Source organism: Pedobacter lusitanus (genome assembly GCF_040026395.1).
GTDB lineage: Bacteria > Bacteroidota > Bacteroidia > Sphingobacteriales > Sphingobacteriaceae > Pedobacter > Pedobacter lusitanus.
The window spans coordinates 545,775-562,401 of record NZ_CP157278.1; the positions used below are offsets into that span (position 1 = coordinate 545,775).

Genomic DNA, 16,627 nt, shown 5'->3' on the forward strand with positions numbered 1-16,627 from the left:
GCCCGTTTGTTCGCTGTATTTTTAAAATAATGATACTGTTTTCTCAGTTATATATTTACACATATAGTTAACCCACTTGTCTTTACGCTCATTATCAGGAGTAAAAAAACGGTTTTAAATGCCATAATTTCATTGAAATATAATTGTGATTTTTCTGTTTTCAATAGTAGTTCCGGAGCACTGTCCTGATATAATCTGTTACAAGTTACCTTAAGGCTGTTTCATTTTATTTTGCACAATTTTCTGGTTTTGCTTCTATATTCAGCAGCTCATCTGACACCCGGAGCTTCTCAGGCTGACTATCCGCAGTAACTTTATCTGGTAACAGAAAGAGAAACAAACTCACAAAGAGCAGCATAATTACATTGACTGCTGTAGCCGTCTGATAAGCGGCTAAATATGCCTGCAGGGTTCCGGCTTTTCCAAGTATATAAAAGAAAACCCCTCCTACTATACCTATTCCAAATGCAATCGCCGTTTGCTGGAAGGTGGAGAAAGTGCCCGAAGCTGCTCCGGCAAATCTGGAAGGGATACTTTTCAGCGCCATAGTTAGTAAAGAAGGTAATACAGAGCCGCAACCTGTACCGTAGATAAATAAGACCGGTAACAACACACCACGGTTTACATCGCCTGATTGAAAGAAAATGATATGAAAGAGGAGAGAAATGATCATAATCATTACCCCGGTCTGCAAAATCTTTTTGCCATATACAGGGATCATCCGGATAGACAACACTGAAGCAATTACATATCCTATACCCTGAAAAACAAAGAATATACCTGTTTCTGATGAACTGATGCCAAAGCCGGTCTGAAATAAAACGGCATTAATTAAAAAATAAGAATCCTGTGCCATGAAATAAAACAGCACAGCACACAGGCCTATATTAAAATCTTTGTAACGGAATAACTCCATATTGATCAGCGGTCCTTTTCCTTTAAAGGATTTTTTCTTTTGATCATATAAAAAGATAAATAATAAAGCAATTGATATGATCATTAATATCAAACTCCATAAAGGCCATCCCAGTTCTGCCCCCCGGATTAATGGATAGATCAATCCAACCAGTCCCAGGGTCAATAGAATTACACCGGAATAATCAAATTTCCCCGTCTTTTCAACAACTGTATTTTTTAAAAACTTACCGGCCAGAAAGGCGAAAGTAATACCCAAAGGAAGATTAATCAGAAAAATCAGGCGCCAGCCCTCCACAAAGAAATGTGTATCGGGTAATATGCCACCCAGAAACTGGCCTATTACAGAGGCCGAACCTGCGATGCTGCCGTATATCCCCAGCGCTTTAATTCTTTCTTTGTGCGTAGGGAAAAGTATCTGAATAGAGGCAATTCCCTGTGGCACCATAAACGCTGCACTGATCCCCTGGATAAACCGGGCTGTATTTAACTGAAAAGCCGTCTGAGAAATTCCGCAGAGCAGAGAGGCTAAAGTAAAGAACAGCATAGAAATGATGAATACCTTTTTTCTACCGTAGTAATCTCCTGCCCTGCCGCCGGTAATCAGAAATGCAGCATAGCCAAGAAGGTACAATGCAATGACCAGCTGAATATCTCCGTCTGTTCCATGAATGCCCTTCTTGATCGAAGGGACTGCTACATTGACTATGAAAATATCAATAACGGATAAAAATATGGACGAAGACAGGATAATTAATAATATCCATTTGGAAATCTGCTTGCTCATAAACTGTTTTTATAGGTTTGATTAATCGAATATGGTTAACTTTACAGTTCAAAGATGAAAGCACTATTTTTGTTAAACAAGTAGTTTGCCGGACAGTACCAAGTATGGAAAATAATACTAATGATGACCCTCAGGAGGTTATAAAACAAGAAAATCACGAACAGCCGGAAGATAACTGTCCGATGACAAATGCATGGAAGATTATTGGTGGAAAATGGAAACTGCTTATACTAAATGCAATCAGTCAGGAATGTCCTGCCAGATTTGGCGAACTGAGAAAAAAAATGCAGGATATTACGCAGACCACACTAACTGCGCAACTGCGCGAACTGGAGCGTGACGGCATTCTATCCAGAAAAATCTATGCAGAATCACCACCCAGGGTAGAATATAAATTGACAGAACTGGGTAAAACCCTGATTCCGGTTATGCAGGTCTTATCAGACTGGGGCAATAATTATTGTAAGGTGACTAAAGCAAATTCATAATACATTCCCGTTTAAAAACATCAGCTTGATCTGTACCTGCTTTATAGCAGGTAGAGGGCACAAGTGTTTAAGTCAGGTCAGTCATCTGTGTTGGTATAGGGTTGGTATACCCCCGGGGTATACCAACCCTATACCAACACAGATCTCTTACACCTCTCTGACTTCTCTTCTTTTTAACAGTCTTTTCCTATGATCCGGGAATAACCCGCTCCTGGAAAAAGACTGCCTTCTTCTCTTTTTAATATCAATTGATATTTATTTAATTAAATAACACTCAAATAATATAGCTTTAATATAAATCAAGTCTATTTACTGAAATATTAAATCAACCTATGAAATTTAGAAATCTACTATTTGCCGGCTGTTTGTCGCTGGTATTCGCATCTTGTGCTAAAGACACGATGCAGGAACTTAGTCCGGTTAATCAAAACCAGGCAGGAATTAAAAGTGCAGCTGTTCAGGCTACCACTACCATTACCGAAGATTTCGAGACAGGAACCAAAGGCGCTTATGCTGCCGCTGATGTAACTCTGACTACAGGTTCATGGAATCTGGATGATGCACTGATCGGATCAACTGCAGCGGATGTAAAATCAGGTTCAAAGTCTGTACGTATTCGCAACACAGGTATCCTGAGTATGAATTTTAATGTCAGCAGCCCGACATCAGTGTCAGTTAAACATGCGGTATACGGAACTGATAACTCCTCAACCTGGCAGTTATGGGTGTCAGCAGATAATGGAAGTACTTATTCACAAGTAGGCTCTACTGTGACTTCATCATCAAGCCAGCTGGCTACTGCAACATTTACGGTAACTAAAACAGGTAATCTGACTTTTGAAATCCGTAAAATATCAGGCGGTACAGCCCGTATTAACATTGATGATATCAGCTTTATTACAGGTGGTACAACTCCTACTGATCCGGGTACTGATCCTGGAACCGGTACACCTGGCGGCAATACAACTGATAACAATAACTTATTGCTTGGAAATCCAACCAATGCTCAGCCAAGTATTAATTCGACGGCTAATTACCTGATGGATCAGACTTATTTTACTGAATCCTACAACAGAGATAAAGGCACACCAAACTGGGTATCATGGCATGTCAGCAGTACCGATCTGGGCAGCACGTCACGTTCTGATAACTTCAGAGCGGATGTTAATTTACCTTCCGGCTGGTACGCAGTAGGAAGCTCAAGTTATTCAGGTTCAGGTTTTGACCGTGGTCACAACTGTCCTTCAGGAGACAGAACTTCAAGCAGTACTGCAAATTCTGCAACATTCCTGATGACCAATATGATTCCTCAGGCACCTAAAAACAATCAGCAAACCTGGGCAAATCTTGAAAACTATACCCGCTCACTGGTCAATGCCGGTAACGAAGTATACGTAGTGATGGGTTCTTACGGATCAGGTGGAACAGGTTCAAACGGATATGTAACTACTATTGATGGTGGAAAAGTGAATGTACCTTCACGTGTCTGGAAAGTTATCGTGGTTATTCCTGATGGTAATAATGATCTTTCGCGTATTACCAGTTCAACACGTGTGATTGCTGTGGATACACCAAATGATCAGGGCACTGTGAATGCAGACTGGAAACAATATCTGACTACCGTGAGAGCTATCGAATCAGCTGCAGGAGTTAATATTATGTCTAACGTAAGCCAAAGTATACAGGATGTGATTGAGGCCCGTACCGATTCGGGATCTTAATTTAACTGATTTATACCTGAAAGGAGGATATGGCTATATAGCTGTATCCTCCTTTTTATTTATCAGCATGATTCAAAACATCTTTTTGTTACTAATATTTTTAGTATTATATTTGTTGTACCGGCTTTTTTTAGCATACATTTGTAAACACTAAAACATTTTATGTCCGACAAACACATCATCCATATGGATCAGGATTCCTTCTTCGTCTCCGTCGAAGTACGCAAAGATCCGGCATTAATCGGAAAACCTGTAATTATAGGTGGAACTTCAGATCGTGGTGTGGTAGCTTCATGCAGTTATGAAGCCCGTAAGTTCGGTGTTCATTCAGCAATGTCTTCCCGCATGGCCAAAATGCTTTGTCCCCATGCTATTTTCATTAAGGGGAATATGGATGCCTATTCCAAAGCCTCACAGGAGATTACTGAAATTTTAAGATCAAGGGTGCCGCTCATTGAAAAAGCCAGTATCGATGAGCATTATATAGATATGACCGGAATGGATCGTTTTCATGGCACCCGTCAATACGCACATGAACTGCGGCAAACAGTTATCCGGGAGACCGGTTTGCCTATCTCATTCGGTTTATCAGTGAATAAAACAGTTTCCAAGATGGCTACCAATGAATGTAAGCCCAATGGAGAGCTTGATATCAGGCAACATGAAGTCAAAGGTTTTCTGGACCCCTTATCGATCAGAAAAATACCGGGCCTGGGGGAAAAAACTTTTATGAAACTCAGTGATATGGGGATTAAAAAGATTTTCACCTTAACACAGATTCATCCTGATCAGATGATCAGTTTACTGGGAAAAAACGGACTGGCTCTGCTGCAAAAGGCAAAAGGTATAGATCAATCACAGGTTATCCCCTATCAGGAACAAAAAAGTATAGGCACGCAATGCACTTTCAAGGCCGATACTATTGATGTGGAAACTATCGGTAATCTGATAACTTCCATGGTCATGGACCTGGGTTTTGAACTGCGGCAGAAAAAGAAAATAGCAGCCTGTATTACAGTGACCATCCGTTATTCAAATTTTGAGGATGTAACCCGGCAGGCTACCATTCCTTATACTTCTATGGATGGCGTACTGATCCGTAAAGCCAAAGAACTATTTAAACAGCTCTATCAGAAACGTATGCTGATCCGGCTGGTGGGTGTGCGGTTCTCTAACCTGGTCAATGGTTTTGAACAGATTGATTTATATGAGAATTCACAGGAACAGTATAATTTGTGCCAGGCGATGGATAAAATCCGCAGGCGCTTCGGGGAAAAATCTATTATGCCGGCCTCAGTACTGAATTTAAAAATTTAAAATGTACCTGAACGTCCACTCCCACTACAGCCTTCGTTATGGCACGATGTCTATCGCTAAACTAATAAAAGAAGCGGCAGACAGAGGAATTACTCAGCTGGTACTGACCGATCTGAATAATTCTACAGGGGTAATGGAATTTATGAGGGAATGCAATGCCGCAGGGATCAAGCCTGTCGGCGGATTAGAATTCCGCAGAAATAACAGATTGCTGTTTATTGGCATTGCCAGAAATAAAGAAGGCATGAAGGAACTTAATGATTTCCTTACTTTCTATAATCTGAAACAGAAAGAACTGCCGGACCGGCCTCCTGTATTTCAGAACTGCTATGTGATTTATCCTTACAGTTATGGGGAAAAGCTGGAAGAAAACGAGTATCTGGGAATACGTTTTGATGAATTACATCAGCTCTATGGTAAAGATCTGTCAGGTTTCAGAGACAGGTTAGTGGTGCTGCAGCCCGTTGTATTCAGCGGAAAGATAGCATACCGTTTACATGAGTATCTGCGGAGTGTGGATCTGAATACCGTACTGACTAAAACCGGTACAGCTGATAAATGTACTCCAACTGATACTTTTCTCCCCCCTGGTGAACTGGAAACCAGGTTCGGTCAATATCCTTTTATTCTGGAAAACACCCTTAAGCTACTCGACAACTGTGTAATGGATTACCAGCAGGGAAAAATCAAACTGAACCGTAAAACCTATACCGGAAGCAAAACAAAAGATAAAGAGTTACTCGAAAAATTAGCCTTCAAAGGACTGGCAGAGCGTTATGGCGAAGGCCATGTAAAAGCACTGGAGAAGGTGAAATATGAACTCGAAATTATTCACGACCTGGATTTCTGCGCCTATTTTCTGATCACCTGGGATATTATTCAATATTCTATGCGCAAAGGATATTATCATGTCGGACGTGGTTCCGGAGCCAACAGCACCGTAGCTTACTGCATGAGAATCACTGATGTTGACCCGCTTGAACTGGATCTTTACTTTGACAGATTTCTCAATGCCCAGCGTTCCTCGCCACCGGATTTTGATATTGACTATTCCTGGGATGAACGGGAAGACGTGCAGCGATACATCTTTGAAAAATATGGTGCTGCACATACCGCCCTGTTAGGAACCATGTCTACGTTTAAAGACCGGTCCATCATCCGGGAGATTGGTAAAGTTATGGGGCTGCCCAAAGCAGAAATTGACAGCTTTACTGATCGTACACAGGATGCATACAACCAGAACAATCCTACTTTTAAAAAGATACTGGCAGTTTGTGAGCTGATGAGTAACATGCCTAATCAGCGCAGTATTCATGCCGGAGGAGTATTGATTTCTGAAGAGCCGATTACTTATTATACAGCACTGGATTTACCACCCAAAGGTATGCCTACTGTACAATGGGATATGTACGAAGCAGAAATGATTGGTTATGATAAATATGATATTTTAAGTCAGCGCGGTATCGGCCATATCAAAGAAGCAGCCAGACTGGTGGAAGAAAACCGGCAGATCAGCATAGATGTGCATCAGGTCCGGGAATTCATGAAGGATCCTTTGCTCAATGCCAGATTAAAATCCGGTAATACTATCGGCTGTTTTTATATTGAATCGCCTGCTATGCGTCAGCTTTTGACCAAGCTTAAATGTGATAATTATCTTACCCTGGTTGCAGCCAGTTCTATTATCCGCCCCGGTGTAGCGCAATCCGGTATGATGAAGACTTATATTCAAAACTATCATCATCCCGAAAAAGTAAAATACCTGCATCCGGTGATGAAAGAACAGATGCAGGAAACTTATGGTGTAATGGTTTACCAGGAGGATGTGATTAAGGTCTGTATCCATTATGGTGGTATGAATGGCAGTGATGCCGATGTCTTACGCAGAGGGATGAGTGGAAAATATCGTTCCCGAATGGAATTTGATAAACTGGTAGACAAATTCTTTGAAGGATCAAAAAAACTGGGCCGTGAAGAAGCCGTGACCCGGGAAGTCTGGAGACAGGTATCTTCATTTGCCGGTTACAGCTTTTCTAAAGCACATTCTGCCAGTTTTGCGGTAGAAAGTTATCAGAGTCTGTTTCTGAAAACCTATTACCCGATAGAGTTTATGGTCGCTGTGCTGAATAATTACGGTGGTTTTTATACACGTTGGTTATATGTTTATGAACTTCGTAAAGCTGGCGCAACAGTGCATTTGCCTTGTGTCAATCACAGTACTCCGGTTGTCTCTATCTGCGGAACTCATGCTTACCTGGGTTTTATAGGTATACAGGGGCTGACCCTGAAATTAATAGAAGAGATTCCCCTGGAGCGAATAAGAAATGGGAATTATCTGGATCTGGAGGATTTTGTGAAACGTACCCGTATTAGTCTTGATCAGGCAATTATATTAATCCGTACCGGCGCGTTACGTTTTACCGGGCGCAGTAAAAAAGAATTACTCTGGGATATACATTCTTTACTGGGTACAAAAGTGAAACCTGGTTCTGATACGCAGCTTTTTGAACCGGAAACCAAACACTATCAGCTCCCTGAGCTGATCAATACCGAACTCGAAGACGCTTATCATGAACTGGAATTACTGGGTTTCCCGCTCAGTCTTTCTTTTTTTGATCTGCTGCAAACCAGTTATCGCGGTGATATCAGGACAAATGAACTGATCGGTTATGTGGGCCAGATCGTCAAAATGGTTGGTCTTTATGTCTGTGAAAAAACAGTACATACCAAAAACAATAAAAAGATGTGGTTTGGTACTTTTCTGGATGCTGATGGCAATTTCTTTGATACCACACATTTTCCGGGCTCTACACCTGGTTACCCTTTCCGCGGAACCGGCTGTTATCTTATTCTGGGTAAGGTGGTGGAAGATTTTGGCTTTCCAAGTGTGGAAGTCATTAAGTTTGCCAAATTACCTATCGTGGCAAACCCTGTACTGGAATAGATTTTAGCTTTGAGCTAAAAAAACTATCTTTAGAGATTATTAACATACGATCCTCTACTGTTTAAATGCAAAATAAAACGCTCAGATATTTGTTACTACTGGTAACAATATGTTCTCTTTCCTCCTGTTTTCAAATCATTGAAGAAATTAATCTGACCAGCAATGGTTCAGGCACAGCAGATCTGACTGTGAATTTGAGTGCCAGCAAAACCAAAGTCGCTTCTATTATGCTAATGGATAGTATAAATGGGTATAAAGTACCTTCCAGACAGACTATTCAGCAAGAAATGGACCAGATTGTGAACGAGTTAAGCAAGTCCAAAGGGATCAGCCAGGTGAAAAAGAAAATAGATTTTCAAAATTACATTGTGAGCGTGAGTTTCGCTTTTGAAAATATTTCCAACATCAGCAATATCAATCAGACTGTGCTGAAAAAACTAAAAATCAATACAGCCAATAACTCTTCTTATATTTATAATACAGCAACCAGTACCTTTCAGCGTAATTACACTTATACTAAAGAAGCTGTTACAGCTTATAATAAATTGAAACCGGAAGTGAAAAACGTCTTCAGGGAAGCAACCTATACCAGTATTTACCGGTTTGAAAAACCGATTGTCACCTCAGCAAATCCTCTGGCTAAGGTATCCAAAACAAGAAAAGCTGTTTTACTGAATACAGGTATTCCTGGCTTAATCAACGGTAAAACCAATATCTCTAACAAAATTATACTATCAAAATAATAAGCACCTCTCTGTTTCTATAAAAAACACATCATGAATCATCTTTATAAATATACTGTAACTGCCCTTTTTTCTATTACAGCACTGAGTGCCGGAGCCCAGAACCTGGCACATAAAATTCCTGCTGATGCTAAAGCAGTGGTCACCTTAAAGGGAGACAATTTCCTGCAGCTGATGTCAGTAAAGGAGTTTAATAATACTTTCGTTGGCAAAAAGATTACTGAAAAACTTACTGATACTTTGAAGGGAAAAGGCAAGAGTATAGAAGATTTCGGTTTTAATCTTTCATCTGCTTTTTATTATTATCATCAGAGTAATGATAGTATAAGCTATAACTGTGTCCTTGCTCCGGTTAAGAATGCGGATCAGATAGATGAACTGTTCAAACAGGCAGAGAAAAAATTTAGTTTGGATGATCAGCAAAGATCTTTTTATAACCATGATTCTACAGAAGTTGTATTGTGGAACAAGGAGATGCTTCTGTTTGTAAAAAGTTCCGGAAAGGAAAGCTATTTTTCAAAACCCGAAGTTAGCAAACGCCTGGGTTTACCTGTGCAGCCGGAATTTGGCTTAGCCGATTCAACAGCAGCACCCGCTCCTGCTGATAATTCTGGTTATGATTATCCGGCAGGAACAACTGCTGAAGCAACAATTACTGAACAGCCCTATGATACGCAGGAACCTGAACAGCAGGTGAGAAGAAAAAAAAACTGTCCGTAAACATCAAACAAGACTAAAACATAAAACCAGTAAAAAACACCCGAAAAAGAAGATTGTCAGCAAAACAATAATCATTGATGAGGAGCTTCCAAAGGAAGAAAACTATAGCCATACCGATAGTGCCTATGCCGCTGCTGCAGCTGCAGCAGATGCTGCCGTTGCAAATGCCGGCGGTTATATGGAGGAAATTGATACTGCTGTGGTTAATGCCAGTAACAGGGTCAAAAAAATAAAGAATAAGGCCGTTGTTAGCTGGACAAAGAAAATGTTATCCGGTTATTTTACGACAAACAATCGCAGTTCTATACTCGATAATAAAGATTTTGTGAAGAGTGTGGATGAAAAAGCAGAAATCACGGCCTGGATTCCAAGTACAGAGCAATCATTAATAGATTTTATGCCAGCATCTGTGCTAAAAGGGATCAATGTGTTTAGAGGTTATGGAAGCGCAAATGTGAAACTTTATCTTGAAAAAGATGCGATACGTATTGGCTCTTCACTGACTTTAAGTGATGAAATGGCCAGTGCTTTCACAAAAATAAACAAGAGAAAAGTAAACAGAAAATTCTTAAATTATGTAAACGAAGACAAACTGATCGGTTATATGGCCTATGCAATGGATAGTAAAGCCTATCTGGAAGAATATCCGAAACTGATGAATAAAATGTACGGATCAGTTTATAAGGATGAAGTTGGTATGGCCACTGACCTTTTTGCTTTGCTGCTGGATGAGGAAGCTGTAAGTAAAGTAATCAAAGGTGATGGATTATTCATTTTCAACGGTCTGACGCAAAAAGAGGTGACCTACAAGTCTTATGAATATAACGAGGATAACTTTGAAAAAGACACGGTTACCAAAACAAAAAAAGAAACTATTCCTGATTTTCTGCTGATGGTATCCACTGAGGATACCAGGTTGCTCAGCAAATTAATTGCTTATGGTGTAAAGAAAAAAGTAGTTACAGCCATGCAGAATTATTATGAACTTTCAATTCCGAAAAGCCCGATGGCTGTTTATTTTGCTATTCATAACGGAATCATCTTTTTCGGATCGGATGCTAAAGAAATAGAACAGATTGTGAGTAATAAATATCAGGCTAAAGTATCATCAAAACATAAAAATGAGTTATTGAAAAACAATTTTGCTGCTTATTTCAGTGCCAGAAAGCTAGCTGGTAAAATACCATCAGAGGAAATTGGCAGTCCTGAAAAAATAGAAAAGACAAATAAAGTATTAAATTCACTGGGTGATATCTATATCAAATCAGGACCGGTTAAGGGCAATGTGTTTTCTGGTGAAATGAGTATGGATATCCCTGCTAAAGAACAGAACGCTTTAAAATATCTGTTTTCTATTATTGAGGATGTAGAGAAAAAATAACTAATTAATCATCAAAGACACCGGCAAAAAAAAACAAAAACATACAGATGAAAAAGGTTTTAATCGCAGCAGCAACTTTAATTTTATTGCTGGTGCTGGCTGTTTATGGTTTACTCTGGTACAGGCAATATAGTTCCTATAAAAACAGGGTTCATGAACATGCTTCTCTTATTTTTAAGATCAACATCGACGAGATTGTTAAACAAAGAGGGTTAAGTTCTATTAAAAGTGATAATCGCGGATTTGCGGTACCAGCTAATATTTTTGTTTACAATATTACGGATAAACCGGCAGGCACCTTTTTCTGTTCTCTGCCGGTAACAGATACATCAGCATTAAAAGAATATCTAAAAAAAACGCTGGGAGTTAATCATTTTGAAAAAACAGTTCAGGGAGTTGTATGGGGAAATAACGCAGATCAGCGGCTTAAAATAGCTTATGATGCTAAGAATATAGCTGTCTGCTATTCTTTTACTAAAGCAAATGTGAAGGATGTATTAAATGAACTGCTGGCTGAAAAAAGCTTTTTAGCAGCTGATGATCCGAGAATAGAAAGGATGAAACGTGAAACTGCTCCTATCCTTTATGATTTCAAAAACTATTCCGGAAAGGCAAATTTAACCAATCAAACCCTGACACTCCGGGGAACAATCCCACTGGAAAATCTTCATGTACCTGATCAGTCTTACTGTCCGGCTGGTCTGACCAAAGGTCTGAGCATAAATGCCTGGTTAAATGCAGATCTGAAAGGATTACTCCAAAGTGATATTCACTTTAAAAACTACTTCCTGGAAAAGGATATACTATTAAAATATTACCATGGATATGTGGCTGTAGAATCAGGAGAACTGATCAGTCAGTACGAGCCGGTAATTACTTATGAATATAATGATGAGTTTGAAAAAGTAGAACATATAGAACAGAAGGAAGTCAAAGTTCCGGAGATCACTGTATCCTTAAAAGGAAATGCACCTGCACTGCTCAGATATCTGCAAAAACAAAATGTCATCAGTACTGATGAGCTGCTGAGCAGAGAGTTGTTTCCATTATATGCGGTTTACAGTAATAATAACATGGATTTGCTGCAATTAAGTACCAGTGAAGAAAGAGTACTTCCAGAACTTTCTCCTGTTCGGGGTCCCTATTTTCTGTTTGCGGACATTGATTTTAATCAAATCAGAAAACAGAAACAGTTTGCTTTCCTGGACAGCTATATCGCTCCGTTGAGTAGGCTTAAGCTAAAAGGTACTAAACAGGACGCTAAAACCGGTAAAATTGAACTAGAGCTCCTTTGCAATCATTTTTAAACCCATTTCCATTTCATCTTTAGTTAGTGAAGCATAACCAAGTCTTAATGCCCCTAATGAGTTTGAATGGAAAGAAAACGGTTCTGTTGGCATTACTGAAACTCCCTTTTCCAGTAAGCGGGCAGCTAAATCCACTGTATTTCTGTTTTCTTTAAACTGTACCCAGTAAGCCAATCCGCCTTCCGGTTTCTTAAAAGAGACATATGAACCTAAATGTTCATATAGCATTTTCTCCATGTACTCTCTGCGATCTTTATAAATGGTATAAGCTTTTTTTGCATGTTTTTTGACTGCTCCCTCTTCCATCAGTTCTGCTACGGCATGTTCCATTACATTATCGCCCTGCACATCTATCATTTTTCTCAATGCAGCCAGTGCATCTATAAATTTCTGTGGCCCCCTGACATAACCTATCCTTAAGGCCGGTGCAACAATTTTACTCAGCGAGCCAATATAAATCACATTGAGTGCATTTTTATGACTGGCCAGCGGAAAAAGACTTTTTGAACTGAAATGAAACTCATGATCATAATCATCTTCAATAATCGCAAAACCATATTGATTTGACAATTCAATCAGCTTTAGACGTCTGTCAATTTTCAGACTTACTGTGGTTGGAAACTGGTGGTGAGGAGTAACATATATGGCCTTAATTCTGGTTTTTGCACAAAGAATTTCCAGCTCATCCACGCAAAGACCATTCTCATCTGTCTTTACCGGGATCAGCGTCGCTCCTGCACGTTCAAAGACTTTCCATGCGGGCGCATAACCGGGATCTTCTATCACGATACGATCTCCTTTTTCGACCAGCACGTTTGCAATCAGATATAAAGCCATCTGGCTACCTCTGGTGATACAGAGTTGCCCGGTATCCACACTTACTCCTCTGTCATGTATGAGCATGCTGGCTACAGCCTCCCTGATCCGGTCTGTCCCTCTTGGATCACCATAACCCATCATCCGCCATTTCGCATTCTGCTGAAATATTCTTTTATAAGCTCTCATCAGCTCATTCATCGGGGCAAGACGAACATCTGGTAATCCATCATTAAAAACAACCAGACTATTTGCTTTATCCAGGTGAGCAGTCATTTGCTGCTCACGATACCTGAAAGGAATGCGCTTATCTTCTACAGCTGTCTTATGATCTCTGTAAAGTTTGATGTTTTGCGGAAGTGTGGCTGAGACGAATGTTCCCTGCTTATATGCACTGGTTAGCCAGCCTTCGGCAATTAAGCTGTCATAGGCGAGGATAACAGTCTTCCTGTTTAAGTTAAGGTCTGTAGCTAATTGTCTTGTTCCGGGTAAGGCCATACCCGGTTTTAGCCTCCCCCTTTTAATTTCTTCAATAATTCCCGTAGCAATCTGACGGTACACAGCCTCCCCGCTGGCTAAAGCGACAGGCAGGATTGTTTTCCAAGGACGTAGGATCTGGACCATATGTTTATATCAATTCTGGAGTATTAATAGGGGTCCAATATAGGCTATTTTTGTGGTATAAATAATTAATAACCTTTAAATAATAAGAGAAATGGAAACTACAGAAAAAACAAAACCAGCATTTACTTCAAAAGATTTTCATCAAACTTTCGCAAGACCAACCTTTGTCATGCCAGATAAACTGATTCACAGAAATGTTGAACAGGCTGGCGAGCATAACCAATTTTCAACAGAAAGAAAACACCCGGTTTTCTTTGTTGATCTGCCAACAAAAAATGTAAGTATGACTATAGGAGGTCTGCTTCCAGGACAGCTGACCAACAAACACAGGCATACTTACGAGACTGTTCTTTTTGTATTGGAAGGACACGGTTATACAGAAGTTGAAGGTGTAAAGGTTGAATGGACCGCAGGTGACGCCGTATATATCCCAAGCTGGGCATGGCACCGTCACCAGAATCTGAACGATACTGAGCCGGCAAAATATCTGGCCTGTGAAAATGCACCTCAATTACAAAACCTGGGTGTGGCATTGCGTGAAGAAGAAGGAAGAGACTTATAGAGATGTGATTTAAAAGGCTTTAATAAAAGATTAAAGCCTTTTTCATAACGTTCAGGTATTAATTTAATTAGAAACATATGAATCAAAATACAATAAAAGGCATAATTGCCTATCCCATTACTCCGTTTAATGCACAGGAGCAGGTTGATATCACATTATTTAAAGTCCTGGTAGAAAGGTTAATTGCTTCTGGTTCGCATGCAATTGCGCCATTAGGAAGTACCGGAGTTTTACCTTATTTAACAGACGAAGAAAAAGAAGCTGTTACCGAAGCTACTGTTCAGCAGGTTGCTGGCAGAGTACCGGTTGTTACCGGAGTATCGAATCTGACCACAGAAAGAACTGTTCACCACGCAAAATTTGCTGAAAAAGCCGGGTCTTCGGCAGTGATGATTATCCCGATGTCTTACTGGAAACTAACCGATGATGAAATCTTTACACATTATGAAAAGGTTGCCAATTCGATTTCTATTCCCATTATGGCCTATAATAATCCTGCAACAGGCGGTGTGGATATGTCTCCTGCCCTGCTTAAAAGATTACTTCAGATACCCAATGTAACGATGATCAAAGAAAGCACAGGGGATTTGCAGAGAATGCATTATCTGCGCAGAGAAATCGGTGAAGATGTAGCTTTTTTCAACGGTTCCAACCCGCTTGCTTTAGCAGCCTTTGCAGCGGGTGCAACGGGCTGGTGTACTGCAGCACCAAACTTAATTCCTGAACTGACCCTGGATTTATATAATGCTGTTCAGGATAACAATTATGATCTGGCCAGGGATATATTCTATAAACAGGTCAGATTATTGCAGTTTATTGTCAGTAAAGGCCTTCCACGGGCAATTCAGGCCGGCCTTGAATTGACAGGTATACCGGCGGGTTACCTCAGATCGCCATTAAAACCATTGGAAAATACAGATAAAGATCAGTTAAAAGCGATTTTAAAAGAGTGCTCAATGGCCCTGGTATAAAATGGACAATAATAGTTAGCGAATTACAATGGAGCTTTTCGGAACTCCATTGTACCTGTTGCTTTCATTGTGTAATATTGTGTGATGGAAAATCAGAGAAAAAATATTATTGCGATTTCAGGGAGTACCAGACAGAACTCTACCAATCATCTTTTAATCAAAGCGATAGCTGATTTATCGGCCGATATTTTTAAGCTGATAGTTTTTGAAGACCTGATAGCCTTACCTGCATTCAATCCTGACGAAAGTTTCGAAAATACTCCTCAGAAAGTTATAGCTTTCAGAGCGTTGCTTCAAAACGCCGATGGCGTATTGATCTGTACACCCGAGTATGCTCACGGCGTTCCCGGAGTATTAAAAAATGCCATAGACTGGACAGTCTCCAGTGCGGAATTTTCATCCAAGCCGACGGTGTTAATTACGGCAGCTACTGACGGACAATATGCACACCAATCTTTAATGGGAACCTTAAAAGTCATAGAAGCAAAGAATATTGAAAATCTTCAGTTGCTCATCCCCTATGCAAAAACAAAAGTCAGCGCAGAAGGCAGAATTACAGAAGAAAAAACGCTTGGCGAAATTCGGGCGCTGATTGACCGGTTTAACCAAACCCTAAAAAATTAATGAAATCCTTAAAGAATCCGGACTGTCTGAATCCCGGACGTTCTGCTTTACTGCTAATCCGATAAAGGTGGAAAATGGCTCTTAAAAATGGCTAAAAAGGGTTAAACGTATAAATACGCATATTTAAGGTCACGTGTTTTTACGCACAGTAATCTATGTTTTTCTATTATATATTTGGATGATAAATCAAAATCAGAACCAAATATTTAATCTATGGAAGAATTACAAACGCTCGAATTTTATTGGTTAAAGTACGAAGTTAGCGCTATTGAAGAGTTAATTCAAAACTCTGATGGAATAGACAGCTTTGTATTCTCTTATTACTTTCCTAAATCAGCTAACAGCGTAAAACTATTACAGCTGGTTGCCTACGCACATATGGTGAATAAGGCTCATCCCAAAGGGGTATTTAGTAAAACCTATGATATCCTGTCTGTTTATGAAAATCAGGCGGAAACAATCAGCGGGCCCGTTATTCTGAGTAATAACATCTTGTCACTGCAGCAAATGGAAGCATTGATCAATAAACCAGAAAAGCCTGATTATTTAATCTTTATCCCGCATTTAGATAAAGACAAACACATTTATTACAGGATAAGAGGATATCATACCCCTGCTGAGCTGGAATTTGCTGCGCAGAGAATGGCAGTATTTGCAGATCCGCCACCCGAACAGACTAATCCTTCCCCGCCTGCTACTTAATCAGA

At 40.0% G+C, this 16,627-nt stretch carries 14 protein-coding genes; 12 read left to right on the forward strand and 2 right to left on the reverse strand.

Annotated elements, in window-relative coordinates:
- Positions 1-226: 226 nt before the first annotated feature.
- On the reverse strand, positions 227-1,702 hold the full coding sequence (locus tag PL_RS02475) for an MFS transporter (protein ID WP_348620914.1): 1,476 nt from the start codon (positions 1,700-1,702) through the stop codon (positions 227-229).
- Positions 1,703-1,719: 17 nt separating this feature from the next.
- On the opposite strand from PL_RS02475, the gene PL_RS02480 reads away from it, so the two are divergent.
- The 8 genes from PL_RS02480 (at position 1,720) to PL_RS02515 (ending at position 12,323) form a co-directional block, all read left to right on the forward strand.
- Positions 1,720-2,190 carry a winged helix-turn-helix transcriptional regulator gene (locus PL_RS02480; protein WP_348620915.1) on the forward strand — a complete coding sequence of 157 codons (471 nt, stop codon included), beginning with the start codon at positions 1,720-1,722 and terminating at the stop codon, positions 2,188-2,190.
- A gap of 332 nt (positions 2,191-2,522) precedes the next feature.
- Positions 2,523-3,911 carry a DNA/RNA non-specific endonuclease gene (locus tag PL_RS02485; protein ID WP_041882212.1) on the forward strand — a complete coding sequence of 463 codons (1,389 nt, stop codon included), beginning with the start codon at positions 2,523-2,525 and terminating at the stop codon, positions 3,909-3,911.
- Between the two features lie 162 nt (positions 3,912-4,073).
- Complete coding sequence (gene dinB, locus PL_RS02490) at positions 4,074-5,228, forward strand: DNA polymerase IV (protein ID WP_041882210.1); 1,155 nt, start codon at positions 4,074-4,076, stop codon at positions 5,226-5,228.
- 1 nt (position 5,229) lies between these two features.
- Positions 5,230-8,172, forward strand: a complete 2,943-nt coding sequence (locus tag PL_RS02495) for a DNA polymerase III subunit alpha (protein ID WP_041882208.1) — start codon at positions 5,230-5,232, stop codon at positions 8,170-8,172.
- 89 nt (positions 8,173-8,261) lie between these two features.
- On the forward strand, positions 8,262-8,915 hold the full coding sequence (locus PL_RS02500) for a hypothetical protein (RefSeq protein ID WP_235324527.1): 654 nt from the start codon (positions 8,262-8,264) through the stop codon (positions 8,913-8,915).
- Positions 8,916-8,948: 33 nt separating this feature from the next.
- Positions 8,949-9,635 (forward strand): DUF4836 family protein, encoded by a 687-nt coding sequence (locus PL_RS02505; protein WP_041882203.1) that lies wholly within the window; start codon positions 8,949-8,951, stop codon positions 9,633-9,635.
- Between the two features lie 178 nt (positions 9,636-9,813).
- Entirely contained in the window at positions 9,814-11,016 is a 1,203-nt protein-coding gene (locus PL_RS02510) for a hypothetical protein (protein WP_041882200.1), read from the forward strand.
- 47 nt (positions 11,017-11,063) lie between these two features.
- Positions 11,064-12,323, forward strand: a complete 1,260-nt coding sequence (locus PL_RS02515) for a hypothetical protein (RefSeq protein ID WP_348620919.1) — start codon at positions 11,064-11,066, stop codon at positions 12,321-12,323.
- On the opposite strand, the gene PL_RS02520 is transcribed toward PL_RS02515, so the two are convergent.
- Positions 12,297-13,763 (reverse strand): PLP-dependent aminotransferase family protein, encoded by a 1,467-nt coding sequence (locus PL_RS02520; protein ID WP_052496280.1) that lies wholly within the window; start codon positions 13,761-13,763, stop codon positions 12,297-12,299. The two genes, PL_RS02515 and PL_RS02520, sit on opposite strands and share 27 nt — an antisense overlap.
- 91 nt (positions 13,764-13,854) lie before the next feature.
- Here PL_RS02520 and PL_RS02525 point away from each other — a divergent pair, with 91 nt between their 5' ends.
- The 4 genes from PL_RS02525 (at position 13,855) to PL_RS02540 (ending at position 16,622) form a co-directional block, all read left to right on the forward strand.
- Positions 13,855-14,325 carry a cupin domain-containing protein gene (locus PL_RS02525; protein WP_041882194.1) on the forward strand — a complete coding sequence of 157 codons (471 nt, stop codon included), beginning with the start codon at positions 13,855-13,857 and terminating at the stop codon, positions 14,323-14,325.
- A 77-nt stretch (positions 14,326-14,402) separates the two neighbouring features.
- A complete protein-coding gene (locus PL_RS02530; protein WP_041882191.1) occupies positions 14,403-15,296 on the forward strand; it encodes a dihydrodipicolinate synthase family protein in 894 nt (297 codons plus the stop codon).
- Positions 15,297-15,380: 84 nt separating this feature from the next.
- On the forward strand, positions 15,381-15,920 hold the full coding sequence (locus PL_RS02535; RefSeq protein WP_041882188.1) for an NADPH-dependent FMN reductase: 540 nt from the start codon (positions 15,381-15,383) through the stop codon (positions 15,918-15,920).
- Between the two features lie 213 nt (positions 15,921-16,133).
- On the forward strand, positions 16,134-16,622 hold the full coding sequence (locus PL_RS02540) for a hypothetical protein (protein WP_041882186.1): 489 nt from the start codon (positions 16,134-16,136) through the stop codon (positions 16,620-16,622).
- The last annotated feature ends 5 nt before the right edge of the window (positions 16,623-16,627 follow it).

What these genes read in the sequence shown, in the direction of transcription:
- PL_RS02475 (WP_348620914.1), bottom strand. Translation starts at nt 1,702, where the DNA reads ATGAGCAAGCAGATTTCCAAATGGATATTATTAATTATCCTGTCTTCG.
- PL_RS02485 (WP_041882212.1), top strand. Translation starts at nt 2,523, where the DNA reads ATGAAATTTAGAAATCTACTATTTGCCGGCTGTTTGTCGCTGGTATTC.
- dinB (WP_041882210.1), top strand. Translation starts at nt 4,074, where the DNA reads ATGTCCGACAAACACATCATCCATATGGATCAGGATTCCTTCTTCGTC.
- PL_RS02495 (WP_041882208.1), top strand. Translation starts at nt 5,230, where the DNA reads ATGTACCTGAACGTCCACTCCCACTACAGCCTTCGTTATGGCACGATG.
- PL_RS02505 (WP_041882203.1), top strand. Translation starts at nt 8,949, where the DNA reads ATGAATCATCTTTATAAATATACTGTAACTGCCCTTTTTTCTATTACA.
- PL_RS02510 (WP_041882200.1), top strand. Translation starts at nt 9,814, where the DNA reads ATGGAGGAAATTGATACTGCTGTGGTTAATGCCAGTAACAGGGTCAAA.
- PL_RS02515 (WP_348620919.1), top strand. Translation starts at nt 11,064, where the DNA reads ATGAAAAAGGTTTTAATCGCAGCAGCAACTTTAATTTTATTGCTGGTG.
- PL_RS02520 (WP_052496280.1), bottom strand. Translation starts at nt 13,763, where the DNA reads ATGGTCCAGATCCTACGTCCTTGGAAAACAATCCTGCCTGTCGCTTTA.
- PL_RS02525 (WP_041882194.1), top strand. Translation starts at nt 13,855, where the DNA reads ATGGAAACTACAGAAAAAACAAAACCAGCATTTACTTCAAAAGATTTT.
- PL_RS02530 (WP_041882191.1), top strand. Translation starts at nt 14,403, where the DNA reads ATGAATCAAAATACAATAAAAGGCATAATTGCCTATCCCATTACTCCG.
- PL_RS02535 (WP_041882188.1), top strand. Translation starts at nt 15,381, where the DNA reads ATGGAAAATCAGAGAAAAAATATTATTGCGATTTCAGGGAGTACCAGA.
- PL_RS02540 (WP_041882186.1), top strand. Translation starts at nt 16,134, where the DNA reads ATGGAAGAATTACAAACGCTCGAATTTTATTGGTTAAAGTACGAAGTT.